Origin of the sequence: Stenotrophomonas sp. Marseille-Q4652 (assembly GCF_916618915.1) — a bacterium.
In the GTDB taxonomy this organism is placed as follows: Bacteria; Pseudomonadota; Gammaproteobacteria; order Xanthomonadales; family Xanthomonadaceae; genus Stenotrophomonas.
Genome location: NZ_CAKAKE010000001.1, coordinates 3,268,654 through 3,283,379, shown reverse-complemented (window position 1 = coordinate 3,283,379; position 14,726 = coordinate 3,268,654). Strand labels below are relative to the sequence as shown.

Here is a 14,726-nt window from a genome sequence, read left to right as displayed (position 1 = left end):
CCATTGTAGCCGCTGCCCCGTGCCAGCCTGGCCGGCGTGCTCGACGGCACGCGCGAGGTGGACAATTTTTCACCACCACTTCGCAACGCCCGCCCGGCAAGGCGCGGCGGGCGTTATCCACAGCTTGTGCGCGTGGCGGCGCACATGTGCTGTGGAAAACGGATTACTGGCGACGGACCGACTGCACCACCGACAACCGGCGCAGGCGACGCATCACCTCGGCCAGGTGGTTGCGGTCGCGGACCTGGATGTTGAAGCACAGCACCGCGGCGTTGAAGTCGCGATCCAGGTAGTCCACGCGTTCGATGTTGGACTTGCTCTGCGCGATGGCCGCGGCCAGCTGCGCCAGCACGCCGGTGCCATTCTCCACGGCCACCACCAGCGAGGTGTCGTAGTCGCCGGTGACGTTGCTGTCCCAGCCGATCGGCACCCAGCGCTCGGGCGACTTGCGCAGCTCGGCCAGGTTCGGGCAATCCATGCGGTGGACCACGATGCCCTTGCCGGCGGTGTGGTAACCCATGATCTCGTCGCCGGGGATCGGCTGGCAGCAGTTGGCGAAGCTGACCACGCCGCGCTCGCTGCCGTTGATCAGGATCTTCTCCTGCGAGTGGCGCGAGCTGCCGGCGCCGCGCAGTTCGGCGTAGGCCATCAGCGCCTGCGCGGCCTGGGTCGGCATCCAGTTGCCCAGCGCGACGTCGGCCAGCAGCGCCTCCAGGCGCGGGTAGCGGTGTTCGGCCAGGAACGCATCCAGCCGCCCCTTGGGCAGGCGCTCCAGCGAGCTGTCCATCGCCTCCAGTGCGCGGTCGAGCATGCGGTGGCCCAGCTGCACGGCGTCCTCGTGCTCGAGCTGCTTGAGCTGGTGGCGGATCGCGGTGCGCGCCTTGGAGCTGACCACGAATTCCAGCCACTGCGGCTTGGGCGTGGCCGACTTGGCGATGATCACTTCCACCGTCTGTCCGCTGACCAGCCGCGTGCGCAGCGGCACCAGCTTCTTGTCCACGCGCGAGGCCACGGCCTGGTTGCCGATGTCGGTATGCACGGCGTAGGCGAAGTCCAGCGCGGTCGAGTTGCGCGGCAGCGCCAGGATCTTGCCCTTGGGCGTAAACAGGTAGACCTCGTCGGGGAACAGGTCGACCTTGACGTTGTCCAGGAACTCCAGCGACGAGCCGGCCGCACGCTGCGACTCGATCAGCTCCACGATCCAGGCGTGGGCGCGGCTCTGCGCGCTGTTGGGGGTGTCGCCGCCGAACTTGTAGGTCCAGTGCGCAGCCACGCCGCGCTCGGCGATCAGGTCCATTTCCTCGGTGCGGATCTGCACCTCGATTGGCGAGCCGTACGGCCCGAACAGCACCGTGTGCAGCGACTGGTAGCCATTGGCCTTGGGAATGGCGATGAAATCGCGGAAGCGCCCATCCAGCGGCTTGAACGTGGCATGCACCGCCCCCAGGGCGTGGTAGCAGTTGGGCACGTTGCGCATCACCAGCCGGAACCCGAACACATCCATGACCTGGTCGAAGGATTTGTTCTCGTCGCGCATCTTGTTGTAGATGCTCCACGGCGTCTTGATGCGGCTTACCAGCCGGTGCTCCAGGCCTTCGCGGGCCAGGCGCTGGGACAGCTGGATCTCGACCTGGGCCATGGCCTCGCGGCGCACCACCGGCTGGCTGCGGATGTGCTTTTCCAGGATCGCGTGGCGCCACGGATACAGCGCCTTGAAGCCAAGGTTCTGCAGCTCGGACTTGATCAGGCTCATGCCCAGCCGCTGGGCGATCGGCGCGTAGATCTCGAGCGTCTCGCGGGCGATGCGGCTGCGCGCCTCACTGCTCTGCGCGCCCAGGGTGCGCATGTTGTGCAGGCGGTCGGCCAGCTTGATCATGATCACGCGCAGGTCGCGCGACATCGCCAGCAGCATCTTGCGGAAGCTCTCGGCCGCCGCTTCCTGGCGGTCGCGGAACTTGAGCTTGTCCAGCTTGGTCACGCCGTCGACCAGTTCGGCCACGGCCTCGCCGAATTCGGCGGCCAGTTCCTCGCGGGTGAGCGGGGTGTCCTCGATGGTGTCGTGCAGGATCGCGGCGATCAGCGTTTCCAGGTCCAGGCCGAGTTCGGCCAGCACCACGGCCACGGCGACGGGATGGGTGATGTACGGTTCGCCCGACTTGCGGGTCTGGCCGGCGTGCGCGGCCGCGCCGACTTCCCACGCGCGGCGCAGCAGCGGGAGCTGGTCGGCGGGCAGGTAACTGGCCGCGCGCTCCAGTTGCAATACGTAGTCAGGGATCGCCTCGCCCTGCGGCGCGGCTACCTGGGCAGAAGGGCCTGGGTTCATGGCGGAAGACTATGACACCGCTGCAACGACGGCAAACCCCGGAATGCAGAACAGCCCGCACTTGGCGGGCTGTTCGCACACGGCGTTGATCGCGGCGGAAGCTGCGGTCAATCGTCGTTCTTGGACATGTCCTCGTCGGCGACGACTTCGGCAGCGGCCCACTCCAGCGCCTCGCGCTCGGCACGCTCGCGCTCGGCCTTCTCGACTTCCTCGATCAGGTCGTTGTCGATGTTGCGGGCGGCGATCTCGCGCAGCGCCAGAACGGTCGGCTTGTCCTCGGTTTCGCTGTTGTCGAGGGTGGCCTGGACACCATTGGCCAGCTGACGGGCGCGCTTGGACGCCATCATGACCAGCTCGAAACGGTTGTTAACGACTTCCAGGCAATCTTCTACGGTGATGCGGGCCATACGGGCTCCCGGCGACCTGGTCGGCCGCTCAGTCGAATGAGGGAAAGGGCGCCGATTGTACGGGCCGGCACCGGCCCGGCGCAAGTCAAGGCCGCGCCGAACCTTTACAAATCAGTCAGTTGCAATCTATCACTGGTCCAGCAGGGCCTGGATCAGGTCGGCATGGCGCTGTTTCTGTACCTCGCGACGCAGGCGGCTGGCAGTGAAGATGGCGCACAGTTCGTCGACCGCGGTGTCGAACACTTCGTTGACGATGACGAAGTCGAAGTCGTTGAAGTGCAGCATCTCCTCGCGCGCGGCAGCCAGGCGCTGGGCGATGACTTCCTCGCTATCCTGGCCGCGCTTGCGCATGCGGTCCTGCAGCGCCTGCCGCGACGGAGGCAGGATGAACACGGTCACCGTGCCGGGGACCAGCTGGCGCACCTGCTGGGCGCCCTGCCAGTCGATCTCCAGCAGCACGTCCTTGCCGGCGTCCAGCTGCGGCTCCACCGACTGCCGGGCGGTGCCCTTCCAGTCGCCATGCACCCAGGCGTGCTCGAAGAAGTCGCCGGCGGCGATCATCCGCTCGAACTCCTCGGCGCTGACGAAGTGGTAGTGCTGGCCCTGCACCTCGCCCGGGCGCGGCGCGCGCGAGGTGAACGAGATCGACAGCGAGATCTGCGGGTCGCGCGCCAGGGTGGCGTTGACGATGCTGCTTTTGCCGGCCCCGGAAGGGGCGGCGACGATATAGAGGGTGCCTCGCATCGAACGGGTCTCGGGGGTCGATGGGAACGGGCGGCGCACGATAACCAGCGCCGGCCGCAGCTGCAAATGCCGCGGCCGCGCCTGTGGCCGTTACTCGATGTTCTGGACCTGCTCGCGGATCTGGTCGATCAGCACCTTCAGCTCCACCGCGGCACTGGAGGTGCGGCTGTCCACCGACTTCGAGCCCAGGGTATTGGCCTCGCGGTTGAACTCCTGCAGCAGGAAGTCCAGGCGGCGGCCGACCGGCTCGCGCTGGCGCAGCACGCGGCGGATCTCGCTGACATGGCTGCCCAGGCGGTCCAGTTCCTCGTCAACGTCCAGCTTCTGCAGCCACATCACCAGCTCCTGCTCGGCGCGACCGGGGTCCACCGGATGCGGCAGGTCGGCCAGGCGCGCGGCCAGCTTGGCGCGCTGGCCCTCGCGGATGGCCGGGATCAGGGTGCGGACCTCGGCGGCGATGCGCTCGACTCCGTCCACGCGCTCGGCAATGGCCGCGGCCAGCTGCGCGCCCTCGCGTTCACGCGCGGCCAGGAACTGGTCCAGCACCTCGTCCATCAGCGCCAGCGCCTCGGCCTGCAGCGCGGCCGGCTCGACCGCTTGGCCCTGCAGCACGCCCGGGTACTGCAGCAGATCGGTGAAGCCCACGCGCATCTGCGGGAACCTGGCCTGCAGGCGCTGGGCCAGCTCGCCGAGCCGATCGACCAGCACTTCGTTGACCGCCAGCGAGGTCGCCACTTCCGGCGCGCGCAGGCGCAGCACCGCATCGAGCTTGCCGCGGTTCAGGCGACCGGTGACCTTCTCGCGCAGGGCCGGCTCGATCGCGCGCAGCTCCTCGGGCAGGCGCAGGCCCAGCTCCAGGAAGCGGTGGTTGACCGAGCGCAGCTCGCAGGAAAGCGTGCCCCAGGGGGTTGTGCGTTCGCCGCCGGCGTAGGCGGTCATGCTCCGAATCATGCGGTTTCCGATGCGCTGCAAAGGGCAAATGGTACTCTAGCGACCTTCCCGCGCGCCCCCGACGACACCTGCGCCGCGCCGTGGCCCGTCTCCCTTCTTCGCATCCCGGACATCCCATGACCTTCTCCCGTCCCAGCGGCCGCCAGGCCGATCAGCTGCGCCCGGTGCGCATCGAACGCGCCTTCACCCGCCACGCCGAAGGCTCGGTGCTGGTCAGCTTCGGCGACACCCGCGTGCTGTGCACGGCCAGCGTCGAGAACCGCGTGCCGGGCTTCCTGCGCGGCAAGGGCGAAGGCTGGGTGACGGCCGAATACGGCATGCTGCCGCGCTCGACCCACACCCGCTCCGACCGCGAGGCCGCCCGCGGCAAGCAGGGCGGCCGCACCCTGGAAATCCAGCGCCTGATCGGCCGCACCCTGCGTGCCTGCGTGGACCGCGGCGCGCTGGGCGAACGCACCATCACCCTGGACTGCGACGTGCTGCAGGCCGACGGCGGCACCCGCACCGCGGCGATCACCGGCGCCTACGTGGCCCTGGTCGATGCGGTGAACTGGCTGATCAAGCGTGGCGAGATCAAGCGCAACCCGGTGTTCGGCGCGGTGGCCGCGGTCTCGGTCGGTATCTACAAGGGCGTGCCGGTGCTGGACCTGGACTACGCCGAGGACAGCGCCTGCGATACCGACATGAACGTGGTGATGAACGACGGCGGCGGCTTCATCGAGCTGCAGGGCACGGCCGAAGGCCATGCCTTCCGCCGCGACGAGCTTGATGCCCTGCTGGTCCTGGCCGAGAAGGGCATCAACGAGCTGCTGGCCGCGCAGCAGGCAGCGCTGTCGGCGTGAAGCGTCAGCTGGCCCTGGCCACCCTGCTGGTGGACGACTACGACCGCGCGATTGCGTGGTTCACCGGCGCGCTCGGCTTCGGCCTGCGCCAGGACCAGGACCTGGGCAACGGCAAGCGCTGGGTGGTCGTCGCCCCTGATGGCAACCCGGGCGCGGCCCTGCTGCTGGCCCGCGCCAGCACCCCGGAACAGCAGGCCCGCATCGGCGACCAGACCGGCGGCCGGGTCGGCTTCTTCCTGCACACCGACGACTTCGCCCGCGACCACGCGGCGATGCTGGCGGCCGGCGTGGAATTCCTCGAAGCGCCGCGCCACGAACCCTATGCAACGGTCGCGGTGTTCCGCGACCTCTACGGCAATACCTGGGACCTGCTGGAGCCCCGTCAATGAAGCAACTGGTACTGGCCAGCCACAACGCCGGCAAGCTGGTGGAGATGCAGCAGATCCTCGCCGAGCTGCCGCTGCAGATCACCTCGGCCGCCGAGCTCGGGCTGGGTCATGTCGAAGAAACCGGGCTGACCTTCGTCGAGAACGCGCTGCTGAAGGCGCGCGCGGCGTGCCTGGCGACCGGCCTGCCGGCACTGGCCGACGACTCGGGCCTGATCGTGGACGCCCTGGGCGGGGCGCCCGGCCTGTACAGCGCACGCTACGCCGGCGAGCCGAGCAACGCGCAGGCCAACAACGCCAAGCTGCTCGAGGTCATGCGTGATGTGCCCGACGGACAGCGCAGCGCGCGTTTCTACGCGGTGATCGTGCTGCTGCGCCACGCTGCCGATCCGCAGCCACTGATCTGCGAAGGCCGCTGGGAAGGCGAGATCACCCATGCCCCGCGCGGCCACCACGGCTTTGGCTACAACCCGGTGTTCCTCGATCCGGTCCATGGCCTGACCGCCGCGGAAATGGAGCCGGCGCTGAAGAACGAACTCAGCCATCGTGCCCAGGCGCTGCAGCAGCTCAAGCAGCAGCTCGCCGGCCTCCTCTGACCATCGCCATGCCGCACGACCACGACCACTGCAAGCACCTGCCGGGCGAGGCCTGCGCGATCGACGCCGGCCCGCTGCAGCTGATTCCGCCGCCGCTGTCGCTGTACGTGCACCTGCCGTGGTGCGTGCGCAAATGCCCGTACTGCGACTTCAACTCGCATGCCGGCAAGGGCGCGCTGCCGTTCGACGACTACATCGACGCACTGGTGCGCGACCTGGAGTTCGACCTGCCGCTGGTCTGGGGCCGGGTGGTGACCAGCGTGTTCTTCGGCGGCGGCACGCCCAGCCTGTTCCCGCCCGAGGCGATCGACCGTTTCCTGCAGGCGGCCAGCGCGCGGCTGCGCTTTGCGCCGAACCTGGAAATCACCCTGGAGACCAACCCGGGTACCGCCGAGCACGGGCGCTTCGACCGCTACCGCGCCGCCGGCGTGAACCGCCTGAGCTTCGGCATCCAGACCTTCAACGACGAGGCGCTGCGCGCCCTGGGCCGCATCCATGACAGCGCCGAGGCCGAGCGCGCGGTACGGCTGGCCCAGGATGCCGGCTACGACAACTTCAACCTGGACCTGATGTACGCCCTGCCCGGCCAGACCCTGGCCCAGGCCGAGCACGACCTGGAGCGCGCCTTCGCGCTGCAGCCGGCGCACATCTCCCATTACCAGCTCACCCTGGAACCGAACACGGTGTTCTTCGCCAAGCCGCCGCCGGGCATCCCCGACGACGATGCGGCCTGGGACATCCAGGAACACTGCCAGGCGATGCTGGCCGAGGCCGGCTACGCCCAGTACGAGGTCAGCGCCTACGCCCGCCCGGGCCGGCAGTGCGCGCACAACCTCAACTACTGGCGCTTCGGCGACTACCTGGGCATCGGCGCCGGCGCCCACGGCAAGATCAGCTCCGGAGCCGGCCAGCACGTGCTGCGCCGCTGGAAGCACAAGCATCCGCAGACCTACATGGTCAGCGCCGGCACAGAGAAGGCGATCGGCGGCGACGACATCATCGACGCTGCGCGCCTGCCGTTCGAGTACATGCTCAACCTGCTGCGCCTGCACGAGGGTTCTTCGCTGGCCGATTTCGAGGCCGGCACCGGCCTGCCGCGCAGCACGATTGGCCCGGCACTGGCCGAGGCCTGCCGCCGCGGCTGGCTGCAGGTCCACGGCCAGCACGTGCAGCCGACCGAGCTGGGCCGGCGCTTCACCAACGACGTGATCGAGCTGTTCCTCGACTGAGCCTGGGGTTCGCTGAGGACCGCCGCGATCCGGCTAGAATGGTGACCAGCGCCCCAGTTCAGGGGAGTCGGGAACGTACATCGGATGTCAGCGCCCTTGACCGCCTCTTCCAGCAATGCCCTTGCCAGGCTGGCCGCCGCGCCGGTACCACCGCGCCCGCGCCGGCTGCTCGAAGCCATCCACGGGCTGGCCGTGCAGGCACTGGCCAACCCGTTGAAACTGGTGGTCGTTGACCTGGAGCGCGAGCTGTTCAAGCAGGCCGAGCGTGCGCGCAGCAGCCAGCACCAGTCCGACCTGTACGCCGAGACGCGCAAGCTGCGCGAATCCGGCGAGATCTTCGCCACCGACTTCCTCGACGCCCTGGCCGGTGCCCTGGCCGGGCTCAGGCAGCCGGTGGCTTCGCCGTCGCCGGGCCCGGACAAGGCGCGTGCGTTCCAGACCCTGACCTTGGTCGAAGACACCGACATCGACCGCGACATCGTCCTGCATGACATCGCGCGCCGCGAGGCCTCGCGCTCGGCCAGCGCCCTGCAGCTGCTGGGGCAGCGCTTTGGCGTGCTGGCGACCTCACCGGCCTACGAAGTGGAACAGTTGCCGCTCGGCCCGTACGCGCTGTGCCGCGTGCTGCGCGAGGTCGGCGAGCGCCTGGAGCTGGGGCTGGATGCGCAGCTGGAGCTGTACCGCGCCTTCGACCGCCAGGTGGTCGAGCGCTACGGCGAACTGCTGGACAAGGTGAACATCCTGCTCGCCCACGAAGGCGTGCTGCCGGGCCTGGTCTACCAGCCCTACCTGGGCCGCCCGGCCGGCACCCGCCGCGGTGCGCCACCGCAGGCGGGCGACAAGTCCCCGGCACAACCCAGGCCAGACGCCGCGCGCCGCCCGCTGACCGGCTGGACCGGACAGGCCCCGACCAGCGCCTGGTCGACGGCGATGGAACAACTGCTGTCGGCGATGCCCGGCGGCCTGCCGGCAGGCGCCGCCCCCGCAGCCCTGCCTGCCGGGGCCATGCCCCAGGGCGGCATGCCTGCTGGCGCCGCCGGAGCCACGACAGGCGCGATGCCGGGCGCGACTGCCGGCGCGGCGACCAGTGCATCGCTGGCCGAGGCTGCAGCCGCCCTCGCCCACGACGATGATGCGGCCCCGGCCGCACCGGCTGCGATGTCCGCACTGCACCAGATGCTGGAACAGGCCCGCTCGGCAGCTGCCGCGCGGGCAGCGGTGACTGGCAGCGAGGCGGGTGGCACCGGCACCGGTGGTCCGGCGTCGGGCGCCGGCATGGAAACCATGGGCGGCAACGCGCCGGCCGGCGAGTCCCTGCTGTCGGCGGCACCGGAACGGCCGACACGCACCATGCCCGCCGCCGCGGTGATGGACGTGCTGGGCAAGCTGCAGCTACAGGCTCCGGCACGCGCCGGCGGCCACCGCCGCAGCGTCAACGACATCCGCAGCGCGGTGCTGGCGCAGGTGCGCGCCGACCACGGCCCGGAGGCGGCGCTGTCGCCGCAGGACACCGACACCTTCGACCTGCTGGACATGCTCTACGGCCAGATCCAGCGCGAGGTGCGCAACGAGGCGCCGGCATCGGACCTGCTGGTCCAGCTGCAGGTGCCGGTGGTGCGCGCCGCCCTGTCCGATCCGTCGTTCTTCGTCCGTGACCAGCACCCGGCGCGCGAGCTGCTCAACGCCGTGGCCGAATCCGGCGCAACCTGGCTCGGCGATGAGGACACCGATCCGGCCCTGCTGCAGAAGCTGGGCCAGGCGGTGGAGAAGGTCGTCAGCGAATACAACGGCGACGAGGCCGTGTTCGAGGCTGCCAACGAGGAAGTGCTGAACCACTTCCGCAGCGCCGCGCACAAGGCCGAGGTCGCCGAACGCCGCCACGTGGAGGCCGCACGCGGCCGCGAACGCCTGGAGGCGGCCAAGCAGCTGGCCACCAGCACCATCGAGAAGCTGTGCGAGCAGCGCTCGCCGCCCAAGTTCGTGCAGGCGCTGCTGCGCCAGGCCTGGTCGGACGTGCTCACCCTCACCCTGCTGCGCCAGGGCGAGAAGTCCGAGGAATGGCAGCAGCGGCTGGACGCCACCCGGCGCATTGCCGAGATCACCTGCCAGCCGGCCGGCGGCGAACCCGATGCCGCCTTCAGCGCCCAGCTCGAGGAAGCGCTGCTGCAGGTCGGCTACCACGCCGAGGAAGGCAGCGCGATCGCACGCCGCCTGTCCACGCCCGGCGGCGAGGACGAGCTCACCTCGCGCACCGAGCTGGCCGCCAAGCTCAAGGCACGCAGCCGCCTGGGCGAGCAGAAGGAAGGCACTACCCCGGCCAAGGAGAAGGCGCCGCGCACCGGGCTCGAGGAAGAGCACTACCGGCGCCTGCGTACCCTGCCCTTCGGCACCTGGTTCGAGTTCGTGACCAACCAGCAGGGCGATGTACGCCGCCAGCGCCTGTCCTGGTACAGCCTGATCACCGACAACGCGCTGTTCGTCAACCAGCGCGGGCAGAAGCTGTCCGAGCACTCGCTCGATGCGCTGGCGCGGCTGATGGCACACAACCAGGCGCGCATCGTCACCGAGGACAAGGGCCGCCTGATCGACCGCGCCTGGCAGGCCACCATCCGCACCCTGCGCTCGCTGGTGGGCAGCCACCCCGAGCAGGAGACGCCATGAGCAACGACACCCGCCGCGCCCCGCGCCGCCCGGTCACCGCGCAGGTCCCGGTGTTCGACCAGATGACCGAAGCGCCGATCGGACGGCTCGGCAACGTGTCCGAGAGCGGCATGCTGCTGCTGGCCTCGGTGCCGGTGGTCGAGGACGCGCTCTACCAGTTGCGCTTCCCGGTACCCGACCGCAACGGCCACGAGACCCAGATCGACGTGGGCGCGCACCTGCTGTGGAGCGAACAGGCCCACGCCCCCGGCCAGGCCTGGGCGGGCTTCCGCTTCCTGACCCTGGACCGCCAGCACCGCGAGGTGCTGCGCCACTGGATCGAGCACGTCCTGCCGCCGCACTGATCCGCGCCGGCTCAGCGGCGCCTGGGGGATTGCGGCAAAATCGGGGGCATCCGTACTGCCACGAGAACCGCGATGACCCCGCAAGACCCCGGCGCCCTGTATTCCCATCACCTCGACGTGCTCAGGCAGCGCGCCGACCAGGCCCTGGCCCGCGGCGGCTTCGACCATCTGGTCATTCCCAGCGGCACCCGCCACTACCAGGTCTTCGATGACCGCGACTATCCGTTCGCGGTCAATCCCAACTTCAAGGCCTGGGTCCCGCTGACCCGCGTCACCGACAGCTGGATCGTCTACACCCCGGGCAAGCGTCCGCAACTGGTGTTCCTGCAGCCGTTTGACTACTGGCACGTGGTGCCCGAGGCCCCCAGCGGCTGGTGGGTCGAGCATTTCGACATCCACGTCATCCGCACCCCCGAGGAAGCGCTGCCGCTGCTGCCGGCCAACCCGGCGCGCTGCGCGATCCTGGGCGAGGCACAGAGCGCGCTTGGCGGCCATGTGCCGAACAACCCCGAGGCGGTGATCCACTACCTGGACTGGCACCGCGCGTTCAAGACGCCGTACGAGATCGCGCTGATGCGCCAGGCCCAGCAGCTGGCCGTGCGCGGGCACCGCGCTGCCGAGGCCGCGTTCCGTGCCGGTGCCGACGAGTTCTCCATCCACATGGCCTACTGCAGCGCGGTCGGCCAGGACGCCAACGACCTGCCCTACGGCAACATCATCGCGCTCAACGAACACGGCGCGGTGCTGCACTACACCGAGCTGGGCCGCAGTGCGCCCAGTCCGCTGCGCAGCTTCCTGATCGACGCCGGCGCCTCGGCCCATGGCTACGCCAGCGACATTACCCGCACTTACGCGGCGGCAGGCCACGACGAGTTCCAGGCAATGATCGATGCGGTGGATGCCGCGCAGCAGCGCATGTGCGCGGCGGTGCGCGCCGGTTTCGATTACAGGCAGCTGCACGTGGATGCGCACCTGGCGCTGATGGGCATCCTCAAGGACTTCGGCGTGATAAAGGTTTCGCCCGAGGCCGCGCTGGCCACCGGGGTGAGCGCGGCATTCTTCCCGCACGGCATCGGCCACCTGATCGGACTGCAGGTGCATGACGTGGCCGGCTTTGCCGCCAGTGACGCCGGTGGCCGCATCGAGCGTCCGGCCGGCCATCCCTACCTGCGCCTGACCCGCGTGCTGGAGCCGGGCATGGTGGTGACCATCGAGCCGGGCGTGTACTTCGTGGACATGCTGCTGGACGAGGTGAAGAAGGCCGGCAACGCGGCCAGCGTCGACTGGGACCGCGTGGAATTCTTCCGCCCCTACGGCGGCATCCGCATCGAGGACGACGTGCTGTGCACCGGGGGTGCGGCCGACAACCTCACCCGCCCGGCCTTCGCCGCGGCCAACTGACCTGCAACGGCGCCGGCCTGCCCGGCGCCACCTTGTTCACTCCTGCCCGCCAGCCGCGCCGCCGGCGCTGGCGGCCTGCGCCTTTGCCGCACGCCGGCGGATCCACAGGTTGATCAGCTCGACGAACACCGAGAACGCCATCGCCGCGTAGATGTAGCCCTTGGGAATGTGCTGGCCGAAGCCATCGGCGATCAGCACCAGCCCGATCATGATCAGGAAGCTCAGCGCCAGCACCTTGACCGTGGGATGGCGCTCGACGAAGTCGCCGATCGGGCCGGCAAAGCCGATCATGAAACCGATCGAGACCAGGATCGCGGTCACCATCACCCAGCGCTCATCGACCATGCCCACCGCGGTGATGATCGAGTCCAGCGAGAACACCACGTCCAGCAGCATGATCTGCACCACCACGCCGCCGAGCGTGGCTGCGCCCTTGGCGATGGCGCCGGTTTCCGGCTGCGCGGCGCCTTCCAGCTTCTGGTGGATCTCGTGGGTGGCCTTGGCAATCAGGAACAGGCCACCGCCGACCAGGATCAGGTCGCGCCAGGAGAACTCGCGGCCCAGCGCGGAAAACAGCGGCGCGGTCAGGCCGATGATCCAGGCGATGGCAAACAGCAGCGCCAGGCGGGTGATCGCGGCCATGGCAATGCCGATCCGCCGCGCCTTGGTGCGCTGCGCCTCCGGCAGTTTCCCGGCCAGGATCGAAATGAAGATGATGTTGTCGATGCCCAGCACCAGCTCCAGCGCGGTGAGCGTGGCCAGGGCGATCCAGATCTCGGGGTTGGCGAGCGATTCAAGCATGGGCGTGTTCACGGGCATGATGCCCCGGGCGGGGCGCAAGCCCGGACTATAGCAGTCGCGCTGTCAGGTCCGGATCGACGGCCGGCACTCAGGCGCCGGCCATCAGCGCCTCGATCGCGTCGGCGCTACGCGCCAGGCCCTCGGTCAGCACGCGGTGGCCATCGGCGGTGATCAGCACGTCGTCCTCGATGCGGATGCCGATGCCACGCCAGCGCGCATCCACGCTGCGATCGTCGCTGCGCACGTACAGGCCCGGCTCGATCGTGTAGACCATGCCCGGCTCGAGCAGGCGCGACTGGCCGTCAACCCGGTAGTCGCCGACGTCGTGCACGTCCAGGCCCAGCCAGTGTCCGGTCTTGTGCGGATAGAAGCGCTGGTAGTGGCGCTCGGCCAGGTTGGTCTCCAGCGTGCCGGTGAGCAGGCCCAGTTGCAGCAGGCCTTCGGTCAGCACCTGCACCGCGGCCAGGTGGCCGGCCTCGTAGGGCACGCCGGGGCGCGCCTGTTCAAGTGCCGCGGCCTGCGCGGCGAGCACCAGGTCATGCAGGGCGCGTTGCTCGGCCGAGAAGCGGCCGTTGACCGGGAAGGTGCGGGTGATGTCGCTGGCGTAACCCCGGTATTCGGCGCCGGCATCGATCAGCACCAGCTCGCCATCGCGACAGCGCGCGTTGTTGCTGTGGTAATGCAGCACGCAGCCGTTGGCGCCGGTGCCGACGATGCTGCCGTAGGCCGGCCAGCCGTCGTTGGCGCGGAACTCGCGTTCCAGGTCGGCCTGCAGCTCGTACTCGGCCATGCCCGGCCGCACCGCGCGCATGGCGATGCGGTGCGCCTGCATGGTGATGTCGGCCGCCCGCTGCATCAGCGCGATCTCGGCTTCGGACTTGAACAGCCGCTGCTCGTGCAGCAGATGGCCCAGCTCGAGCAGTTCGTGCGGCGGCTGCGCGCCGTGGCGCACCTGCGAGCGCACGCGGTTGACCCAGCCGATCAGCTTGAGGTCGAAGTCGGTGTCGCGGCCGAAGTGGTAGTAGACCCGTGAGCGCCCTTCCAGCAGGCCGGGCAGGATCTCGTCGAGGTCATCGATCGGGTAGGCATCATCCATCCCGTAGAGGGCGACTGCGCCCTCCTGGCCGGCACGCGGGCCATCCCAGGCCTCGCGCTCGGCATCGCGCTCGCGGCAGAACAGGATCACCTCGCCATGGCGGCGGCCCGGGACCAGCACCAGCACCGCTTCGGGCTCGGGGAAGCCGGTCAGGTACCAGAAGTCCGAGTCCTGCCGGTAGGGATAGTGGGTGTCGAGGCTGCGCACGCGCTCGGGCGCGGCCGGCAGGATCAGGATGGCATCGTCACCGGCGGCCTCCATCAACTGGCGGCGACGGTCGACGTATTCGTCGGCGGCGATCCCGGTCAGTGCTTTCATCGCCACCCCGCTCAGTTAAGGCGCTGGCGGTGCCGCGGCCCCATTACGCAGTCGCCGTGCAGCAGCAGGACCGCCACGCGCACGAACTCCTCGATCTCGGCCAGCGCGTCCTCGTCCTCGTCAGCGCTGTCGAACTGGTCGCTGGACGCCTGCGCGAGCCTGGCCAGGTCCTGGAGTGCCTCCTCGCCTTCCTCGCTCAACGCCGGGCGCTTCTCCGAGGCCATGCCAAAGCCGCCCAGGAACGCACGGCACCAGTCGAACAGCGCGTCGGTGCGCTGCTGCAGCGAGGCGCCCTCTTCCTCGAGCAGCAGCTCGAAGGCGAAGTCGCGGTCCTCCAGTTGCTCGGCGCTGGCCTTGCGCAGCTGGTCCAGCGCGCCGTCGGCTTCGGGCGCCGGCAGGCTGTCATCGGCCAGCACCCGGGCAAGCCAGGCCTGGGTGTCGACGCCACCGGCGGCCAGCCAGCCACACAGCCCCCCGTGCAGTTCGGCGGGGGTGGTGGCCAGGCCCAGCGCGCGGCTGGCCTGGGCTACGTCGTGGACGTGGGGAAGATCGGTCATGTCGCAGGCCCGGAAATATGGTGGAAACGCCGCGGCGCAGGTCGGCGCGGCCCAGCGCGACAGTGTAGCA

General features: G+C 69.6%; 14 protein-coding genes. 7 read left to right on the top strand and 7 right to left on the bottom strand.

Features of this window, described 5'->3' with window-relative positions:
- Positions 1 to 163 precede the first annotated feature (163 nt).
- The 4 genes from LG380_RS15510 to LG380_RS15495 all read right to left on the bottom strand — a co-directional run bounded on the left by LG380_RS15510 (position 164) and on the right by LG380_RS15495 (position 4,425).
- Positions 164 to 2,323: a bifunctional (p)ppGpp synthetase/guanosine-3',5'-bis(diphosphate) 3'-pyrophosphohydrolase gene (locus tag LG380_RS15510; RefSeq protein ID WP_225766323.1), complete on the bottom strand. Its 2,160-nt coding sequence runs from the start codon at positions 2,321 to 2,323 to the stop codon at positions 164 to 166.
- A 107-nt stretch (positions 2,324 to 2,430) separates the two neighbouring features.
- Positions 2,431 to 2,730, bottom strand: a complete 300-nt coding sequence (rpoZ, locus tag LG380_RS15505) for a DNA-directed RNA polymerase subunit omega (RefSeq protein ID WP_225766322.1) — start codon at positions 2,728 to 2,730, stop codon at positions 2,431 to 2,433.
- 129 nt (positions 2,731 to 2,859) lie between these two features.
- Complete coding sequence (gene gmk, locus LG380_RS15500) at positions 2,860 to 3,474, bottom strand: guanylate kinase (RefSeq protein ID WP_225766320.1); 615 nt, start codon at positions 3,472 to 3,474, stop codon at positions 2,860 to 2,862.
- A 90-nt stretch (positions 3,475 to 3,564) separates the two neighbouring features.
- Entirely contained in the window at positions 3,565 to 4,425 is an 861-nt protein-coding gene (locus LG380_RS15495; RefSeq protein WP_225766318.1) for a YicC/YloC family endoribonuclease, read from the bottom strand.
- A gap of 116 nt (positions 4,426 to 4,541) precedes the next feature.
- Here LG380_RS15495 and rph point away from each other — a divergent pair, with 116 nt between their 5' ends.
- From rph to pepQ, 7 genes are all read left to right on the top strand, one after another.
- Entirely contained in the window at positions 4,542 to 5,267 is a 726-nt protein-coding gene (gene rph / locus LG380_RS15490) for a ribonuclease PH (RefSeq protein WP_225766317.1), read from the top strand.
- Positions 5,264 to 5,656: a VOC family protein gene (locus LG380_RS15485; RefSeq protein WP_225766316.1), complete on the top strand. Its 393-nt coding sequence runs from the start codon at positions 5,264 to 5,266 to the stop codon at positions 5,654 to 5,656. The genes rph and LG380_RS15485 overlap by 4 nt, the downstream gene beginning before the upstream one ends.
- Complete coding sequence (gene rdgB / locus LG380_RS15480) at positions 5,653 to 6,249, top strand: RdgB/HAM1 family non-canonical purine NTP pyrophosphatase (RefSeq protein WP_225766315.1); 597 nt, start codon at positions 5,653 to 5,655, stop codon at positions 6,247 to 6,249. The genes LG380_RS15485 and rdgB overlap by 4 nt, the downstream gene beginning before the upstream one ends.
- An 8-nt stretch (positions 6,250 to 6,257) precedes the next feature.
- On the top strand, positions 6,258 to 7,478 hold the full coding sequence (gene hemW, locus LG380_RS15475; RefSeq protein WP_225766314.1) for a radical SAM family heme chaperone HemW: 1,221 nt from the start codon (positions 6,258 to 6,260) through the stop codon (positions 7,476 to 7,478).
- Positions 7,479 to 7,562: 84 nt separating this feature from the next.
- Positions 7,563 to 10,139 carry a DUF1631 domain-containing protein gene (locus LG380_RS15470; protein WP_225766313.1) on the top strand — a complete coding sequence of 859 codons (2,577 nt, stop codon included), beginning with the start codon at positions 7,563 to 7,565 and terminating at the stop codon, positions 10,137 to 10,139.
- Positions 10,136 to 10,483, top strand: coding sequence for a PilZ domain-containing protein (locus tag LG380_RS15465; protein ID WP_225766312.1), 348 nt, complete (start codon positions 10,136 to 10,138; stop codon positions 10,481 to 10,483). Before LG380_RS15470 ends, LG380_RS15465 begins: the two co-directional genes overlap by 4 nt.
- A 72-nt stretch (positions 10,484 to 10,555) precedes the next feature.
- Positions 10,556 to 11,884 carry a Xaa-Pro dipeptidase gene (gene pepQ, locus LG380_RS15460; protein ID WP_225766311.1) on the top strand — a complete coding sequence of 443 codons (1,329 nt, stop codon included), beginning with the start codon at positions 10,556 to 10,558 and terminating at the stop codon, positions 11,882 to 11,884.
- A 36-nt stretch (positions 11,885 to 11,920) separates the two neighbouring features.
- On the opposite strand, the gene LG380_RS15455 is transcribed toward pepQ, so the two are convergent.
- The 3 genes from LG380_RS15455 to LG380_RS15445 form a co-directional block, all read right to left on the bottom strand.
- Positions 11,921 to 12,685, bottom strand: coding sequence for a TerC family protein (locus tag LG380_RS15455; RefSeq protein ID WP_225766310.1), 765 nt, complete (start codon positions 12,683 to 12,685; stop codon positions 11,921 to 11,923).
- An 88-nt stretch (positions 12,686 to 12,773) separates the two neighbouring features.
- On the bottom strand, positions 12,774 to 14,099 hold the full coding sequence (gene pepP, locus LG380_RS15450; RefSeq protein ID WP_225766309.1) for a Xaa-Pro aminopeptidase: 1,326 nt from the start codon (positions 14,097 to 14,099) through the stop codon (positions 12,774 to 12,776).
- Positions 14,100 to 14,110: 11 nt separating this feature from the next.
- Complete coding sequence (locus tag LG380_RS15445) at positions 14,111 to 14,656, bottom strand: YecA family protein (RefSeq protein WP_225766308.1); 546 nt, start codon at positions 14,654 to 14,656, stop codon at positions 14,111 to 14,113.
- Positions 14,657 to 14,726: the final 70 nt, after the last annotated feature.